At 67.1% G+C, this 13923-nt stretch carries 16 protein-coding genes; 9 read left to right on the top strand and 7 right to left on the bottom strand.

Annotated elements, in window-relative coordinates; all coding sequences use genetic code 11:
• Nucleotides 1–177: 177 nt before the first annotated feature.
• Both MRAB57_RS03390 and mftR read right to left on the bottom strand, forming a co-directional pair.
• Nucleotides 178–1230 (bottom strand): DUF2332 domain-containing protein, encoded by a 1053-nt coding sequence (locus MRAB57_RS03390; protein WP_077086300.1) that lies wholly within the window; start codon nt 1228–1230, stop codon nt 178–180.
• On the bottom strand, nt 1227–1820 hold the full coding sequence (mftR, locus tag MRAB57_RS03385; protein WP_077090365.1) for a mycofactocin system transcriptional regulator: 594 nt from the start codon (nt 1818–1820) through the stop codon (nt 1227–1229). The genes MRAB57_RS03390 and mftR overlap by 4 nt, the downstream gene beginning before the upstream one ends.
• Nucleotides 1821–1910: 90 nt before the next feature.
• Here mftR and mftA point away from each other — a divergent pair, with 90 nt between their 5' ends.
• From mftA to mftG, 7 genes are all read left to right on the top strand, one after another.
• A complete protein-coding gene (gene mftA, locus MRAB57_RS03380; protein ID WP_077086299.1) occupies nt 1911–2000 on the top strand; it encodes a mycofactocin precursor MftA in 90 nt (29 codons plus the stop codon).
• Nucleotides 1985–2314, top strand: a complete 330-nt coding sequence (gene mftB / locus MRAB57_RS03375) for a mycofactocin biosynthesis chaperone MftB (RefSeq protein ID WP_216823726.1) — start codon at nt 1985–1987, stop codon at nt 2312–2314. Before mftA ends, mftB begins: the two co-directional genes overlap by 16 nt.
• Complete coding sequence (gene mftC, locus MRAB57_RS03370) at nt 2311–3504, top strand: mycofactocin radical SAM maturase (protein WP_077086297.1); 1194 nt, start codon at nt 2311–2313, stop codon at nt 3502–3504. Before mftB ends, mftC begins: the two co-directional genes overlap by 4 nt.
• A gap of 2 nt (nt 3505–3506) precedes the next feature.
• Nucleotides 3507–4697 carry a pre-mycofactocin synthase MftD gene (gene mftD / locus MRAB57_RS03365; protein ID WP_077086296.1) on the top strand — a complete coding sequence of 397 codons (1191 nt, stop codon included), beginning with the start codon at nt 3507–3509 and terminating at the stop codon, nt 4695–4697.
• A gap of 223 nt (nt 4698–4920) precedes the next feature.
• On the top strand, nt 4921–5652 hold the full coding sequence (gene mftE / locus MRAB57_RS03360) for a mycofactocin biosynthesis peptidyl-dipeptidase MftE (protein WP_077086295.1): 732 nt from the start codon (nt 4921–4923) through the stop codon (nt 5650–5652).
• Nucleotides 5649–7061: a mycofactocin biosynthesis glycosyltransferase MftF gene (gene mftF, locus MRAB57_RS03355; protein ID WP_077086294.1), complete on the top strand. Its 1413-nt coding sequence runs from the start codon at nt 5649–5651 to the stop codon at nt 7059–7061. The genes mftE and mftF overlap by 4 nt, the downstream gene beginning before the upstream one ends.
• Before the next feature lie 8 nt (nt 7062–7069).
• Entirely contained in the window at nt 7070–8509 is a 1440-nt protein-coding gene (gene mftG / locus MRAB57_RS03350) for a mycofactocin dehydrogenase MftG (RefSeq protein WP_077086293.1), read from the top strand.
• Here the strand turns inward: mftG and MRAB57_RS03345 are convergent.
• Nucleotides 8432–10111, bottom strand: coding sequence for an MFS transporter (locus tag MRAB57_RS03345; RefSeq protein WP_077086292.1), 1680 nt, complete (start codon nt 10109–10111; stop codon nt 8432–8434). The genes mftG and MRAB57_RS03345 overlap by 78 nt on opposite strands.
• Nucleotides 10112–10255: 144 nt before the next feature.
• Between MRAB57_RS03345 and MRAB57_RS03340 the strand changes: the two genes are divergently transcribed.
• On the top strand, nt 10256–10864 hold the full coding sequence (locus MRAB57_RS03340; protein ID WP_281254357.1) for a TetR/AcrR family transcriptional regulator: 609 nt from the start codon (nt 10256–10258) through the stop codon (nt 10862–10864).
• A gap of 168 nt (nt 10865–11032) precedes the next feature.
• On the opposite strand, the gene MRAB57_RS03335 is transcribed toward MRAB57_RS03340, so the two are convergent.
• The 4 genes from MRAB57_RS03335 to MRAB57_RS03320 all read right to left on the bottom strand — a co-directional run bounded on the left by MRAB57_RS03335 (nt 11033) and on the right by MRAB57_RS03320 (nt 13222).
• Nucleotides 11033–11554, bottom strand: coding sequence for a hypothetical protein (locus tag MRAB57_RS03335; protein WP_077086290.1), 522 nt, complete (start codon nt 11552–11554; stop codon nt 11033–11035).
• Nucleotides 11544–11726 (bottom strand): hypothetical protein, encoded by a 183-nt coding sequence (locus MRAB57_RS03330; RefSeq protein WP_077086289.1) that lies wholly within the window; start codon nt 11724–11726, stop codon nt 11544–11546. The genes MRAB57_RS03335 and MRAB57_RS03330 overlap by 11 nt, the downstream gene beginning before the upstream one ends.
• A 93-nt stretch (nt 11727–11819) precedes the next feature.
• Nucleotides 11820–12674 (bottom strand): IS1 family transposase, encoded by an 855-nt coding sequence (locus MRAB57_RS03325; protein ID WP_216823725.1) that lies wholly within the window; start codon nt 12672–12674, stop codon nt 11820–11822.
• A 140-nt stretch (nt 12675–12814) separates the two neighbouring features.
• Nucleotides 12815–13222: a hypothetical protein gene (locus MRAB57_RS03320; RefSeq protein WP_216823724.1), complete on the bottom strand. Its 408-nt coding sequence runs from the start codon at nt 13220–13222 to the stop codon at nt 12815–12817.
• A 389-nt stretch (nt 13223–13611) separates the two neighbouring features.
• On the opposite strand from MRAB57_RS03320, the gene rpsJ reads away from it, so the two are divergent.
• A complete protein-coding gene (rpsJ, locus tag MRAB57_RS03315; RefSeq protein WP_003873519.1) occupies nt 13612–13917 on the top strand; it encodes a 30S ribosomal protein S10 in 306 nt (101 codons plus the stop codon).
• The last annotated feature ends 6 nt before the right edge of the window (nt 13918–13923 follow it).

Raw genomic sequence — 13923 nt, 5'->3', positions numbered from 1 at the left:
CAGGCGGATTGGATGACTGCCGCCAGCTCGCCGGCGATGCCCGGCGTGGTGGCGACGGTCACCGGTACCTAGAACTCTCCGAGGTAGAAGCGCGCGCCCTGATCGTCAGTGCACTCGGCGCTCATACCGTAGGGCTGGCGGGACGGCGCGCGGAGCGAATAATTTTCACAATCGCTCCTATTGCCAGTGCACCGGTGGGCCGTGTGGGTGGCATTCGCCCAGCACCACAAGCTCACCGCCCGGCCAGCGGCGGGCCCGCACCAGGAACCTGAGCGGGCTGTCCGGGCCGTTGCGCGCGGGCTCCATCGTGAGGTGTACGAACGGCGACCGTGCCCCGGCGCGGGCACCCAGCGCGGAGGCCCCGTCGAGCACGGCCGCACGTTCGTCGTCGGACAGGTACTGCCAGGTGATCGAATGCCACAGTACGGTCAGCGCGCCATCGGCCAGCGTCAGGCCGGCGACGGCGGCGGCTGCCGTCTGCCGCACCAGCTGCGCCGGCACCTTGCGGGCGATCGCGATGGCCCCACGCAGCCGGTCCAGCCGGGCCTGTTGGTCGGGCCAGACATAGCTCAGCACGGTCATTTCCCCGTCGACACCGGTGACGTCGACGGGCGCGATGTCGTACCCGCGCCGCTCCGCGATACGTATCGCACCCGCCGGCGGCGGTGGGCCGCGCCACGCGTCGTCGATGGTCACCGGCGAGTCGGCCGGCCCCCACCCGCCACCGGCGTGGCGGTACCGGTAGTGCTCGGCCCGCAGATTCAGCCCGGCGCTCGATCCGATCTCGAAAAGCCTTACCGGGAAATCGAATTCGTGGTTAGTCCGGAGCAATCCGCCGATCAGCGCGGCCGACCGGCCCACCTCGTTGGTCTGTGGCGGCTGCGCGAGTGCCGCCCGCATCGCGTCGGCGTGCTCGGTTGCGCTGGCCTTGATCTGCGGCCAGGCGGCCCCGGCGTCCCAGCTGCCGCCGGTGCTCGGGTACCAGCGGCGCAGGGCCGGCGCCCGTCCGTCGAGCACCAACCGGTGCAGGCCGCCGAGCAGCCGCAGCGGCACCGCGTGGCGGGCCGAATCATCCTCGTGGCCAGACAAAATCGACGCGAAGACGCCGCCGTCTTCGACATCGGTGGCCACCAACTCGAACAGCTCGTCGTACATCGGTGAGCCGGAGGCGCCGCAGAACTGCCCCTGCGCGCGCAGGGTATGCAGCAGGTGCTCGGGCCGGGCAGTCACCGGTCGAGTTCGTCCAGACCGGCGCCGACGATGTCGAAGGCATTCCCGAGGGCGCCGAGCAGTGTCACTGATTCGTCGCTGAGCCAATGCTCGTAGGCGCTCAAGGCGACCCCCAGCATGGTCCAGGCGACGGTCTGGGGCAGCGGGTCGTTCGTCTTCAGATGCAGCCGCCGCGCCACGAAGCCCGCCATCACCTCGCGCCAGCCGGCGTACATGGTCATCGAGTAGGCCTGCAGTTCGGCGGTCTGCAGGATGACCCGCATGCGCAGGCGGTGCTGGGCCGTCTCGCTTTCGTCAAAGGTGTTGAAATCCAACAGCGCTCCGCGCAGCGCCACATCCAGCCGGACCTCGGGGCCGACGGCGTCCAGCAGGTTTTCCAGGTGGGCGAGATGGGCGTCGAAGTCGCCCCACAGGATGGCGTTCTTGGAGGCGTAATAGCGGAACAGCGTGCGGCGGGAGATGCCGGCGGCCTGCGCGACGTCATCGACGCTGACCTCGGCAAAACCGTGCGTGGTGAACAGCTCGATGGCCAGGTCGGTGATGTGTTGTGGTGTCGTCGAGCGGCGCCTGCCCACTCGCGACTGCGGCATCATTCAGACCCGCCCTTCCATTGCGGCACTCGATGCCATATTGTGACCGGAACGACCGATCATTGTCGAGTCCTAACGAGAGGCGGATACATGGACAACGAGACCGAGACTGCCACCGAGCTTGTCACCGAAAGCCTGGTCGAGGAAGTGTCCATCGACGGTATGTGCGGGGTTTACTGACCGTGCCTGCGCCCGCGCAGGCTCGACCGGGGCAGACCCTGTTCGATCCTGATCGCGGCTGGCGGTTGCACCCGCAGGTGGCGGTTCGTCCGGAACCGTTTGGCGCACTGCTGTATCACTTCGGCACCCGCAAGCTGTCCTTTCTGAAGAACCGCACCGTCCTCGAGGTGGTGCGGTCGCTGGCCGACCATCCCGACGTCCGGTCCGCCTGCCGCGCCGCGGGCGTGGACGATTCGGAGCAGGGGCCGTACCTACACGCGCTGGGTGTGCTCGTCGATTCCCACATGCTGGTGCCCCAGGAGGATCATCAATGACAACAGCGGCCCCCGTACCCCGGCTCATCGAGCAGTTTGAGCACGGGCTGGACGCACCCATCTGCCTGACGTGGGAGCTCACCTACGCTTGCAACCTGGCCTGCGTGCACTGCCTGTCCTCGTCGGGCAAGCGCGATCCGCGCGAGCTGTCCACGCGCCAGTGCATGGACATCATCGACGAGCTGGAACGCATGCAGGTGTTCTACGTCAACATCGGTGGCGGGGAACCGACTGTGCGCCCGGACTTTTGGGAGCTGGTCGACTACGCCACCGAGCACCACGTCGGGGTGAAGTTCTCGACCAACGGAGTCCGCATCACGCCGGAGGTCGCCGCGCGGTTGGCGGACAGCGACTACGTGGACGTCCAGATCTCGCTGGACGGCGCGACGGCCGAAGTCAACGACGCGGTCCGCGGGCCGGGGTCGTTCGCCATGGCGGTGCGTGCGCTGGAGAACCTGGCCGCGGCCGGCTTCAAGGACGCCAAGATCTCCGTGGTGGTCACCCGCCACAACGTCGACCAGCTCGACGAATTCGCCGCGCTGGCAAGCCGTTACGGCGCCACGCTGCGCATCACCCGGCTGCGGCCCTCGGGGCGCGGCGCGGATGTGTGGGAAGAGCTGCACCCCACCGCGGACCAGCAGGTGCAGCTCTACGACTGGCTGGTCGCCAAGGGGGAGCGGGTGCTCACCGGCGACTCGTTCTTCCACCTCGCGCCGCTCGGCTCGTCGGGCGCGCTGGCCGGCCTGAACATGTGCGGAGCAGGCCGGGTGGTGTGCCTGATCGACCCGGTGGGCGATGTTTACGCCTGCCCGTTCGCCATCCACGACCGCTTCCTGGCCGGAAACGTGTTGTCCGACGGCGGTTTTGACAACGTCTGGAAGAACGCCCCGCTGTTCCGCGAGCTGCGCGAGCCGCAGTCGGCGGGTGCCTGCGGCAGTTGCGGGCACTACGACCAGTGCCGCGGCGGCTGCATGGCGGCCAAGTTCTTCACCGGCCTGCCGATGGACGGCCCGGATCCCGAGTGCGTCCAGGGACACAGCGCCTCGGCGCTGGCCCGAGACCGGGAGACCCCGCGCCCGCGCGCCGACCACTCGCGGGGGCAGAAGGTGCGCCAGCCGGTGCCGCTGACCCTGTCGTTGCGGCCGCCCCAGCAACCGCCGGCCCGGCTCTGTAACGAAAGCCCCGTTTAGTCATGGCCGACGAATGGTTCGAAACCGTTGCCATCGCGCAGCAGCGCGCGAAGCGCCGCTTGCCGAAATCCGTTTATTCGGCGCTGGTTGCGGGCAGTGAAAAGGGAATCACGGTCTCCGGCAACGTCGAAGCGTTCGGGGAGCTCGGCTTTGCGCCCCATGTCGTAGGCGCCCAGGAAAAGCGCGATTTGTCGACCACCGTTATGGGACAAGACATTTCGATGCCGGTACTGATTTCGCCGACGGGCGTCCAGGCGGTAGATCCGGACGGCGAGGTGGCCGTCGCGCGGGCCGCCGCCGCACGGGGCACGGCGATGGGACTGTCCTCGTTCGCCAGCAAGCCCATCGAGGAAGTGATCGCGGCAAACCCCAAGCTGTTCTTTCAGGTGTACTGGCTGGGCGGGCGCGATGCGATCGCGCAGCGCGTGGAGCGGGCGCGGGCGGCCGGCGCCGTCGGCTTGATTGTCACCACCGACTGGTCCTTCTCGCACGGGCGCGACTGGGGCAGCCCGAAGATCCCCGAAGAGATGAACCTGCGGACCATCCTGAAGCTGTCCCCGGAGGCGGCGTTCAAGCCCCGGTGGTTCCTGAAGTGGGCGAAGACCATGCGTCCGCCGGCGTTGTCGGTGCCGAACCAGGCCGGCCGCGGCGAGGCCGGTCCGCCTTTCTTCCAGGCTTACGGCGAGTGGATGGGCACGCCACCACCCACATGGGAGGACATCGCCTGGCTGCGTGAGCTGTGGGGCGGGCCGTTCATGCTCAAGGGTGTCATGCGCGTCGACGACGCGAAAAGGGCTGTGGATGCCGGGGTTTCGGCCATATCGGTGTCCAACCACGGCGGTAACAACCTGGACGGCACGCCGGCTTCGATTCGCGCGCTGCCCGCGGTCGTGGATGCCGTCGGTGACCAGGTCGAGGTGCTGCTCGACGGCGGCATCCGGCGCGGCAGCGACGTCGTCAAGGCGGTCGCGCTCGGTGCGCGGGCGGTGATGATCGGCCGCGCCTACCTGTGGGGCCTTGCCGCGAACGGTCAGGCCGGCGTCGAGAACGTGCTCGACGTCCTGCGCGGCGGTGTCGACTCGGCGCTCATGGGGCTCGGGCATGCCTCGATCCACGACCTGAGTCCGGAGGACATCCTGGTGCCGCCCGGCTTCACGCGGACGCTCGGCGCGCCCTCGGCGCCCGAGGCGTAAACGTCGATCCTGGCCAAGTCGGGCGGCTTTGCCAGGTATCGAATTCGCCGGCCTGATTCGCCAGCTGGGGGCTGGCGAAACTAGATACGAGCGAGCAGAATCGACGCAGACGACAATTGTGATACGCGCGTGGCAACCGTGACGTACGAGCCGAATTTCGACCGTTCGATGAACAGCCCAGAAAAAAGTTAACTGTGAAGGTGCAACAATTGGTGCACGCCAGGTGAATTCGTCCTACCATCACCGAGTGCCCGAACTCGGCGAATTAGGAACTGCGACGTCGAGCCAGCTATTCAGCACTTCGCCGTCGATACTGATCCCGCTGGGATCGACCGAGCAGCACGGTCCGCACTTGCCGTTGGACACCGACACCCGGATCGTCGCCGCCGTCGCGCGGGGCACGCGGGCCCGTCTCGATCAGCAGTGGTGGGTCGCCCCGGCCATCGCGTACGGCGCCAGCGGCGAGCACCAAAGTTTTGCCGGCACGATCTCCATCGGCACCGAAGCCCTGACCACCCTGCTGGTGGAGTACGGCAGGTCGGCCGCATCCTGGGCGCAGCGCCTGGTCTTCGTCAACGGCCACGGCGGAAACGTCGGTGCGCTGGACGCCGCCGTGCGCCAGCTGCGCGCCGAGGGCCGCGACGCCGGATGGTGCCCCTGCGCCGCCGCCGGCGCCGACGCCCACGCCGGCCACACCGAAACATCGGTGTTACTGCATATCTCGCCCGCCGACGTGCTGACCGACCGCTGGATCGCCGGCAACCGGGCGCCGCTGCCCGAGCTGCTGCCGTCGATGCGCAGCGGCGGGGTCGAGGCGGTCAGCCCGGTGGGCATCCTGGGGGACCCGACCACCGCGACCGCGGCCGAGGGTAAGCGGATCTTCTCCGAGATGGTCGACGGTTGCGTGCGCCGGGTCTCCCGCTGGTCGCCGGGCCCGGACGGGATGCTGACATGAGTCAGCCTCGATTGCCGGACGGATTCGCCGTCCAGGTCGATCGCCGCGTCCGGGTGCTGGGCGACGGTTCGGCTCTGCTCGGCGGCTCGCCGACCCGCCTGCTCAAGCTGGCGCCCGCCGCCCAGGGCATGCTGTCCGACGGCCGGCTCAAGGTCCGCGACGACCTCAGCGCGCAGCTGGCGCGCACCCTGCTGGACGCCACGGTCGCACATCCACGGCCCGCCGGCGGCCCGTCGCACCGGGACGTGACCGTGGTAATTCCGGTGCGGGACAACGTTTCTGGCGTGCGACGCCTGGTAAGCCAGCTGCGCGGGCTGCGCGTGATCGTGGTGGACGACGGCTCGGCGTTTCCCATCGAAGCCGAAGACTTCGCCGGCGCGCACTGCGACATCGAGGTGCTGCGCCACCAGCGCAGCAAGGGCCCGGCCGCCGCACGCAACGCCGGCCTGGCGGCCTGCGCGTCCGAATACGTCGCCTTCCTGGATTCCGACGTCTCGCCGCGCCGGGGCTGGCTGGAAGCCCTGCTCGGTCACTTCTGCGACCCCACCGTCGCGCTGGTCGCCCCGCGCATCGTCGGGCCGGCCCACAGCGAAAACCTGGTGGCCCGCTACGAGGCGGTGCATTCGTCGCTGGACCTCGGCCAGCGCGAGGCACCGGTGCTGCCGCACAGCACGGTGTCCTATGTGCCCAGCGCGGCGATCATCTGCCGCCGCTCGGCCATCACCGACGTCGGCGGGTTCGACGAGACCATGCAGTCCGGCGAGGACGTCGACCTGTGCTGGCGGCTGATCGAGGTGGGGGCCCGGCTGCGGTATGAGCCGATCGCGCTCGTCGCCCACGACCACCGCACCGAGCTACGAGACTGGCTCGCACGCAAGGCATTTTACGGCGGATCGGCGGCTCCGCTGTCCGTGCGCCATCCCGACAAGACGGCCCCGGTGGTGATCTCGGGCTGGGCGTTGATGGCCTGGATCCTGATGGCGCTCGGCACCAGCCTGTCGCAGCTGGCGTCGATCGTGATCGCGGTCCTGACCGGTCGGCGGATCGCCAGGGCGATGCGCGGCGCCGACACCTCGATCGTCGACGTCGTGGTGATCGCGACCCGTGGGCTGTGGTCGGCGGCGTTGCAGCTCGCCTCGGCGCTGTGCCGGCACTACTGGCCCCTGGCCTTGATCGCCGCCCTCACGTCGCGTCACTGCAGACGCGTACTGATCGTCGCCGCCGTCATGGACGGCGTGGTGGATTGGCTGCGCCGCCGGGACAGCACCAGCGACGACGCCGAACCGATCGGTCTGCTGACCTATCTCTTGCTCAAGCGGGTCGACGACCTCGCTTATGGCCTCGGGCTGTGGTGGGGCGTGTTGCGCGAACGCAACCTGCGCGCGCTCAAGCCGCAGATCCGGACCTAGCCTTCGCCTTGACCACCGCCGTCTCGCACAGCGATGTGCTGATTGTCGGCGCGGGCAGCGCTGGTTCGGTTGTCGCCGAACGCCTTTCCGCCGATCCCAGCTGCGCCGTGACCGTCATCGAGGCGGGGCCCGGCCTCGAGGATCCGGGCCTGCTCGCCCAGACCACGAACGGGCTGCAGCTGCCGATCGGGGCGGGCAGTCCGCTGGTACAGCGGTATGAGACCCGGCTCACCGACCGGCCCGTCCGGCTGGTGCCCATCGTCCGCGGGGCGACGGTCGGCGGCTCCGGCGCGATCAACGGCGGCTACTTCTGCCGTGGGCTGCCCCGGGACTTCGAGTGGCCCGCCATTGCCGGCTGGGGATGGTCCGACGTCATCGAACACTTCCGGGCGATCGAGACCGACCTGGATTTCGCTAGCCCCGCGCACGGGGACAAGGGCCCCATCAAGGTCCGCCGCACTCACGAAATGACAGGCGCCTCAGAGAGTTTCGTGTCGGCCGCGCAGCGCGCCGGGTTCCCCTGGATCGCAGACCTCAATGACTGTGGGCCGGAACTTGTCTCGGGCGTGGGTGCCGTCCCGCTCAACATCGTGAATGGGGTGCGGGTCGGCTCGGGTGCGGGGTATCTGATCCCGGCGCTGCAACGTCCGAACCTGACTCTGCTGGCGCAGACGCGGGCCTCGCAGGTGCGTTTCACGGCTGCCGCGGCGGTGGGCGTCGAGGCGGTTGGCCCGCAGGGCCCGATCAGCTTCACCGCCGATCGAATCATCCTGTGCGGCGGGGCAATCCAGTCGGCCCACCTGCTGATGCTGTCCGGCATCGGCGACGAAGCGATGCTGCGCGCCGTGGGCGTGCCGGTGGTGGCACCGCTGCCGGTGGGAATGTTCTGCAGCGATCACCCCGAATGGGTGCTGCCGACCGATTGGACGGTGGCCACCGGCCGCCCGGTGCTCGAGGTGGTGCTGAGCACCGATGACGGCCTCGAGATCAGGCCGTACACGGGTGGCTTCGTGGCGATGACCGGGGACGGGACCGCCGGGCATCCCGACTGGCCGCACATCGGCGTCGCGCTGATGCAACCCCGTTCGAGGGGGCGAATCACGTTGTTATCGCCCGATCCCGATGTGCCACCGCGCATCGAGCACCGCTACGACAGCGAACCCGAGGACGTCGCGACGCTGCGCCGGGGCGCCGCGCTGGCGCGAGAACTCGCCAGCGCGGCAACGTATGTCGGCGAACCGGCGTGGGCGACCTCCCAGCACCTGTGTGCCAGCGCCCCGATGGGCGCCGAGGCCGACCCGCGCGCCGTCGTCGATCATCGCTGCCGGGTCCGTGGGGTGGAGAACCTGTGGGTGATCGACGGCTCGGTCCTACCCGAGATCACCAGCCGCGGCCCGCACGCGACCATCGTGATGATCGGGCACCGCGCCGCCGAGTTCGTCCGGTAAACGGCTGGCTAACCCGCTGCGCGACAGCAGCTTTCGGACCACGCGCAGCTGCTGGCCGTCACGCCCCGGCGCCCACAGGCCGATCAGGACGGCGGCCAGCGTGACTATCGCGGCCATCGCAATCGTGGACGCGTGCATGGCCGTCAGGAAGGCCGCCTTGCTGAGCTCGGCGAGCTGCGTGCCCTGCGGTCCCATCTTGCCGGCCACTTCGACAGCCTTGGGCAGCGAGTCGGTGGCCGGCCCGCGAACCGATGCGGGGAAGCCGGCCAGTTTGGGTGCGAGCTCGTGCGAGTAGCGTCCGGCCAGGATCGAACCGGCCACGGCGATGCCCAGCGCACCACCCATCTCGCGGGAGGTGTCGTTGACCGCGGAAGCAACCCCCTGCTTCTCGTCGGGAACCGCGCCCATGATCGCTGAAGTCGTTGGTGCCGTGCACATTCCGATTCCTGTTGCGAGGATCAGCGTCGGCCAGGCGAATTCGGCGTATGACGAATGCAGGTCCAATCCGGACATGCACGCGAAACCGACTGCCATGAATAGCGTTCCGATGAACAGGACCAGGCGCAGGCCCAGCTTCGGCACGTACCAGAACGATAGCGCCGAGAAGATGCCCAGCGGCACCATGAAGGGGCCGAACGCGATCGCTGTCGTCAACGGGGAGTAGCCCATGATCTGCTGCACGTACTGCATGCCGATGTAGAAGAAGCCGAAGGTGGCGCCGAACAGGATGACGATCGTCGTCACCCCGGTGGCGAAGTTGGCGTCGCCGAACAGCCGCACATCCAACAGCGGGTGTTTGTTTCGGGCCGTGAGCCGGGACTCGACGATCCCGAATATCGCGGCGAGCGCGGTCCCCGCGATCAGGCCGCCCCAGATCAGGGGATCGTCCCAGCCGCGGTTGGGTGCCTCCAAGATCGCGGCGACCGCGATCGCGACTGCCGTGCCGATCAGCACCGCACCCAGCGAATCGATTGGGGGAGCGGCATTGTCGCGCGAGGCGGCAACCGTGCACGCCAGAGCAAAGATCACCAGGCCAGCGATGCCCAGCGACCAGAAGATCGCGTGCCAGTCCCAAAAGCGAAGCAGCAGGCCCGAACCCAGCATGCCGAACACCCCGCCGGACCCTGCCGTGCCGGCCCAGATGCCGACGGCCTTCATGCGGTCGTCCCTGGGGTATGCCACGGTCAGCAGCGACAGCGTGGCGGGCATCACGAACGCGGCGCCGATCCCCGCGGCGGCGCGGCCGACGATGATCTGCACCGGGTTGTGCAGGATTGCCGGCGCCGCGGAACCGAGGGCGAAAATCAACAGGCCGATCAGCAACGCGCCGCGCCTGCCGTAGCGGTCGCCGATCGCCCCGGCGGGCAACAGCAGGCAGGCCAGGGCCACGGTGTAGCCGTCGACGATCCAGTTCAGCTCGGACTGAGTGGCCGAGGTGGCCACGGCAAGGTCGCCGAGGGCTGTGTTGAGCGCGGTCATCGAAGCGACGACCAGCGCAACGCCCATGCACGCGACGGTCAACGTCCACGCCCGCGCGCGGGGGCTACCGCCGATGGTTACCTGATCAGTACGCTGAACAGGCCCAACCAGGACATCGACCATGAAAAGCGCCTCCCTTCGGTGGCGTACAGATTTTTGAGACCAACAGTCTTGTAGATAGACGGATGGTCTCGTTTCCAAACCGGAAGGCGGATCACAATCAGCGAGGGGACAACGGATCCGCGCCCAGCGCGGTCGCGAGCTCGTTTGCTGGAAGCCGCCGCCGCGTTGCTGAGTTCCGGCGGGCCCAGCGCGGTGACCGTCGAAGCGGTCACGCGGACCGCCAACGTGGCCAGGGCCACCCTGTACCGACACTTCCCGAGCGGTAACGACCTGCTGGCGGCGGCGTTCAACAGCCTGATGCCGCCGGCGCCCGCGCCGCCCGAGGAGGGCTCGCTGCGCGACCGGCTGATCTCGATCGTGCTGGCCCAGGCCGACGCGGTGTCCCAGGCGCCCGCGGTGATGACCGCGATGTCCTGGCTGGCGCTCGGCCGGGACCTGGAAGGCCTGCCGGAACCCGATCACACGCGCTCGGCGGACAGCCCGGCGATCACCACGCTGCGCGAGCGCATCGCCCAGCAGTACGCGGCCCCGTTCGACGTCCTGTTCGACAGCCCGGAGGCGGCCGAGCTGGGCGAGGTGGACCGATCCCGGGCCATCGCGATGCTGATCGGGCCGCTGGTGCTGGGCCGGTTGTCCACGCTGCCGGACTTCGACTATCGCGAGTGCGCGTTCGCGGCCGTCGACGGCTTTCTACACGTCCAGCGCGCCGCGGGCCGGGCCAACGCGGCGACCACCGAATCGGCGGGGGCCTGAGCCTCGGCTTCGCTCGAGGCTTCCGGTCCAACTTCGGATGCCCCCGGTCGGCCCGCGCACGCCTAGCGGTGGCGCCCTGACCAGGGCATATGTCCTGCGCGGCGGCCGGCCCGCCGGTGTTTGCCCGGGATTTCGGGTAGTGGGTCAGTTTGAAAAGGTCAGTTTGAATCAGGCGGGTCCGATGCCCCAAGTAGCGCCGCGCGCGAACTTCTCGCGATTGAGTTTGTCGAGTTCTTTCCAACGCCTCATGCTGTTGGGCTTCGCCCCATAGTGGACGGCGAGATTCAGCACATCCTCGATCATCACGCGGCCTGTCGGTATGTGGCACTTGCCGACTGCCGAACAATGCAAGTGCGGGCGCACTTCGTGTGAGTCTGAAATCGGGTGCCAGTGATACTCGTACAGCGCCTTTTCGTTTAGCACCAGGTCGTACATGTAGCCGACGGTCGAGACTTTCCAGGGGCCGCGACCGGCTTCGGCTGGGACGATGCGGTAGTGCATGCTCACGCTGAGGCCAACGCCCGCGCCACCATGAAGTTTGACTACTTCGCCACGGTTGAAGACGAGCCGACCCTCGACGTCTTTTTTGTAGCTGTCGACGGTTACTTTTCCGGATGCGAAAAGCCCGAGCGCGTTCTGGATCGGCTCGACAAAGGCTTTGACCGCTGCGGTCTGGGTTCTACCGGCCACTCGGCCGGAGCATTGCGACTTTCATGACCTTGGTGTCGGTGTCGTCCGCGTATGAACCGCTGTCCCAACGCTGCACGAACGTGGCGGCGTCAATGCCGAGGAGACGGTGGGCCGCTCCGTCGAAGATCTGCCACGACGCGTCGGCGTCGATTTTCTCAAATTTGACTGCCATATGTCGCACCTCCTTCGGTAGCAGTTGATGCCCATAGGGTCGCATAGCCCTCCGACAAAACTATATCGCCCAGCGAGCCAGCAACCCGCGCGCTTAGTCGAGTAGTGCGGCGATGTCGCGGGCTGTCCAGACATGATTTGCCACACCGGCTGCCATTGCGGGCGTCGTAGGACGGCCACCAGCGGCCTTCGTCAGGGTCGCGTGGGGCCGCGCGAAGTTGTAGTGCATGTAGTGCAACGACACCGCGTGCGCGAGGTTCTCCACTTTCTTGCTGAAACCGTTGGACAGGCGGGTGAATCGCCGCATACCCATCCGCATGGTGAGGTTTTGGCGCTCCACGTACGACGTAGAGACCTTGTCCATGTCGGGGTTGCCGTTGACCCTCCGAATGTCGATACCGGTGCACACAGCGGGGCTGTAGCGGCGTTCGTTGAACTCGATGTCGGGGGATTCGTAAATCTTGTGCAGCTGCGCGTAGTCGATGTCCCCGTGAAAGGTCTTCTCTACTGCGTTCACGTACAGCCGCAGGCCGTCGGTGGTGAGCTGGACACGGTTGGCGAGCCGAGAAGCCAAGTCCCGTATGAACACTTCGGCGTCATATGCGCTGCGCTCACCCACAAGCCAGGAGGGGACAAGTTTGGTGTCGGCGCAGATCGCTGTCCACGTCCACACGTCGCCGTAGCCGAATTCGTCGCGGTGCTCCTGGGGGACGTTCTTTTGCTTGCTGTAGCAGAACGACCAGATTTCGTCGCACTGGATTGTGGTGCAGGGCAAGTCAAACAGCGCTGCGCCTTGGTATTCGGCGCACGCGCCGCCCAGCTCCACCAACAGTTTCGTGATGGTGTTCTTCGCCGCCCCAGTCACACGCACGGTGGCGCGGATGCTCATGCCCTCACACAAGCAGGACACGATCTGCGCCCGCTTGTCGGTGGAAAGCCGGTTAACCATACTGACCATTATGCTTGATCGAACATGCATAGGTCAAGTGCCCGCCGAGCACATAATCCCATCTCATGGCGCATAATCCAGGATTTAGTAACGAAGTAAGTTAGGTCAGTTTGAAATGCCGGGTGGATCGATGAACATCATCAGTTGGAAGGGCTGCTTCTCTCGTTCTGGTTTTCGTTGGCGTGTCGCCAACGGGCCTGCGCTGCTTTCTTGGCGATCTCTGACCGTTGTTCTGGGGAGAGGTTGTCGGCGCGCGCCCTACCGCCCTTCAACCCACCCTTGCGGCCGAGGGCGACGGCTGCCGGGTCTTTGCCGTTGGAGTTGACCGCTTCTGCGAGCCGCGTGATGCCTGCGAGGGCTTTCCCCTTGTCGGGGTCCAGCCATGACAGAGACGGCAGCTCCGCGCACAAGCCGACCCACTCGTTGTCTTCAGCCGACCACTCGACCCGGTAGGTGTATCGGTCTGGGGTTTCGTCGGTGGCGTCGTTGACGATGGACGCGGCCAACGAGTTCAGGTCGCGTGGACGTTTACGTGGCCGGTCTGGCATGGTCTCTATCATCCCATCAAGGCAGCCCAGCCGGTAAATTACATCGCTTCAAACTGACCCACTACCGGATTTCGGCCGAATTTTGTTCAGGCCATGTTCTGGGGCATACTGTTCAGGTTGCTTTGCGCCGGGCTCGCGCCTGGCCGGGCATACGACCAGCGCCCAAACGGGCGCGTCCGGTCCCCACCTTGATCGCGACTTTTTTGTCGCGAATGAGGCTGCGTGCGGGTGACACACCCGACCGCGGGGGCCGGTGAACCACGACAGGTAAACAGCGGCGCAGTAACCGGCGTGACGCTCGATCGGCCCGACACGGGTCGAGTCGAACCGACGCGCCGGGGGCACCAGGCCCGGATACGGGCCTTAACAGGAGTGAAGGTAGGAGAAGCGTGGCGGGACAGAAGATCCGCATCAGGCTTAAGGCCTACGACCATGAGGCTATTGACGCGTCGGCGCGCAAGATCGTCGAGACCGTCGTCCGCACAGGTGCCAGCGTCGTAGGGCCGGTGCCGCTGCCGACCGAAAAGAACGTGTATTGCGTCATCCGCTCCCCGCACAAGTACAAGGACTCGCGGGAGCACTTCGAGATGCGTACGCACAAGCGGTTGATCGACATTCTCGATCCCACGCCGAAGACCGTTGACGCGCTGATGCGCATCGATCTTCCGGCCAGTGTCGACGTCAACATCCAGTAGGAGATC

Origin of the sequence: Mycobacterium rhizamassiliense, assembly GCF_900157375.1 — a bacterium.
In the GTDB taxonomy this organism is placed as follows: Bacteria; Actinomycetota; Actinomycetes; order Mycobacteriales; family Mycobacteriaceae; genus Mycobacterium; species Mycobacterium rhizamassiliense.
This window is presented reverse-complemented; position numbering and strand designations above follow the sequence as displayed.

Bases quoted from the DNA above. Each gene is read 5' to 3' on its own strand.
- MRAB57_RS03345 (WP_077086292.1), bottom strand. From the start codon at position 10,111: ATGGTCGATGTCCTGGTTGGGCCTGTTCAGCGTACTGATCAGGTAACC.
- mftC (WP_077086297.1), top strand. From the start codon at position 2,311: ATGACAACAGCGGCCCCCGTACCCCGGCTCATCGAGCAGTTTGAGCAC.
- MRAB57_RS03325 (WP_216823725.1), bottom strand. From the start codon at position 12,674: ATGGTTAACCGGCTTTCCACCGACAAGCGGGCGCAGATCGTGTCCTGC.
- MRAB57_RS03320 (WP_216823724.1), bottom strand. From the start codon at position 13,222: ATGCCAGACCGGCCACGTAAACGTCCACGCGACCTGAACTCGTTGGCC.
- MRAB57_RS03330 (WP_077086289.1), bottom strand. From the start codon at position 11,726: ATGGCAGTCAAATTTGAGAAAATCGACGCCGACGCGTCGTGGCAGATC.
- mftR (WP_077090365.1), bottom strand. From the start codon at position 1,820: ATGCCGCAGTCGCGAGTGGGCAGGCGCCGCTCGACGACACCACAACAC.
- mftD (WP_077086296.1), top strand. From the start codon at position 3,507: ATGGCCGACGAATGGTTCGAAACCGTTGCCATCGCGCAGCAGCGCGCG.
- mftF (WP_077086294.1), top strand. From the start codon at position 5,649: ATGAGTCAGCCTCGATTGCCGGACGGATTCGCCGTCCAGGTCGATCGC.
- mftA (WP_077086299.1), top strand. From the start codon at position 1,911: ATGGACAACGAGACCGAGACTGCCACCGAGCTTGTCACCGAAAGCCTG.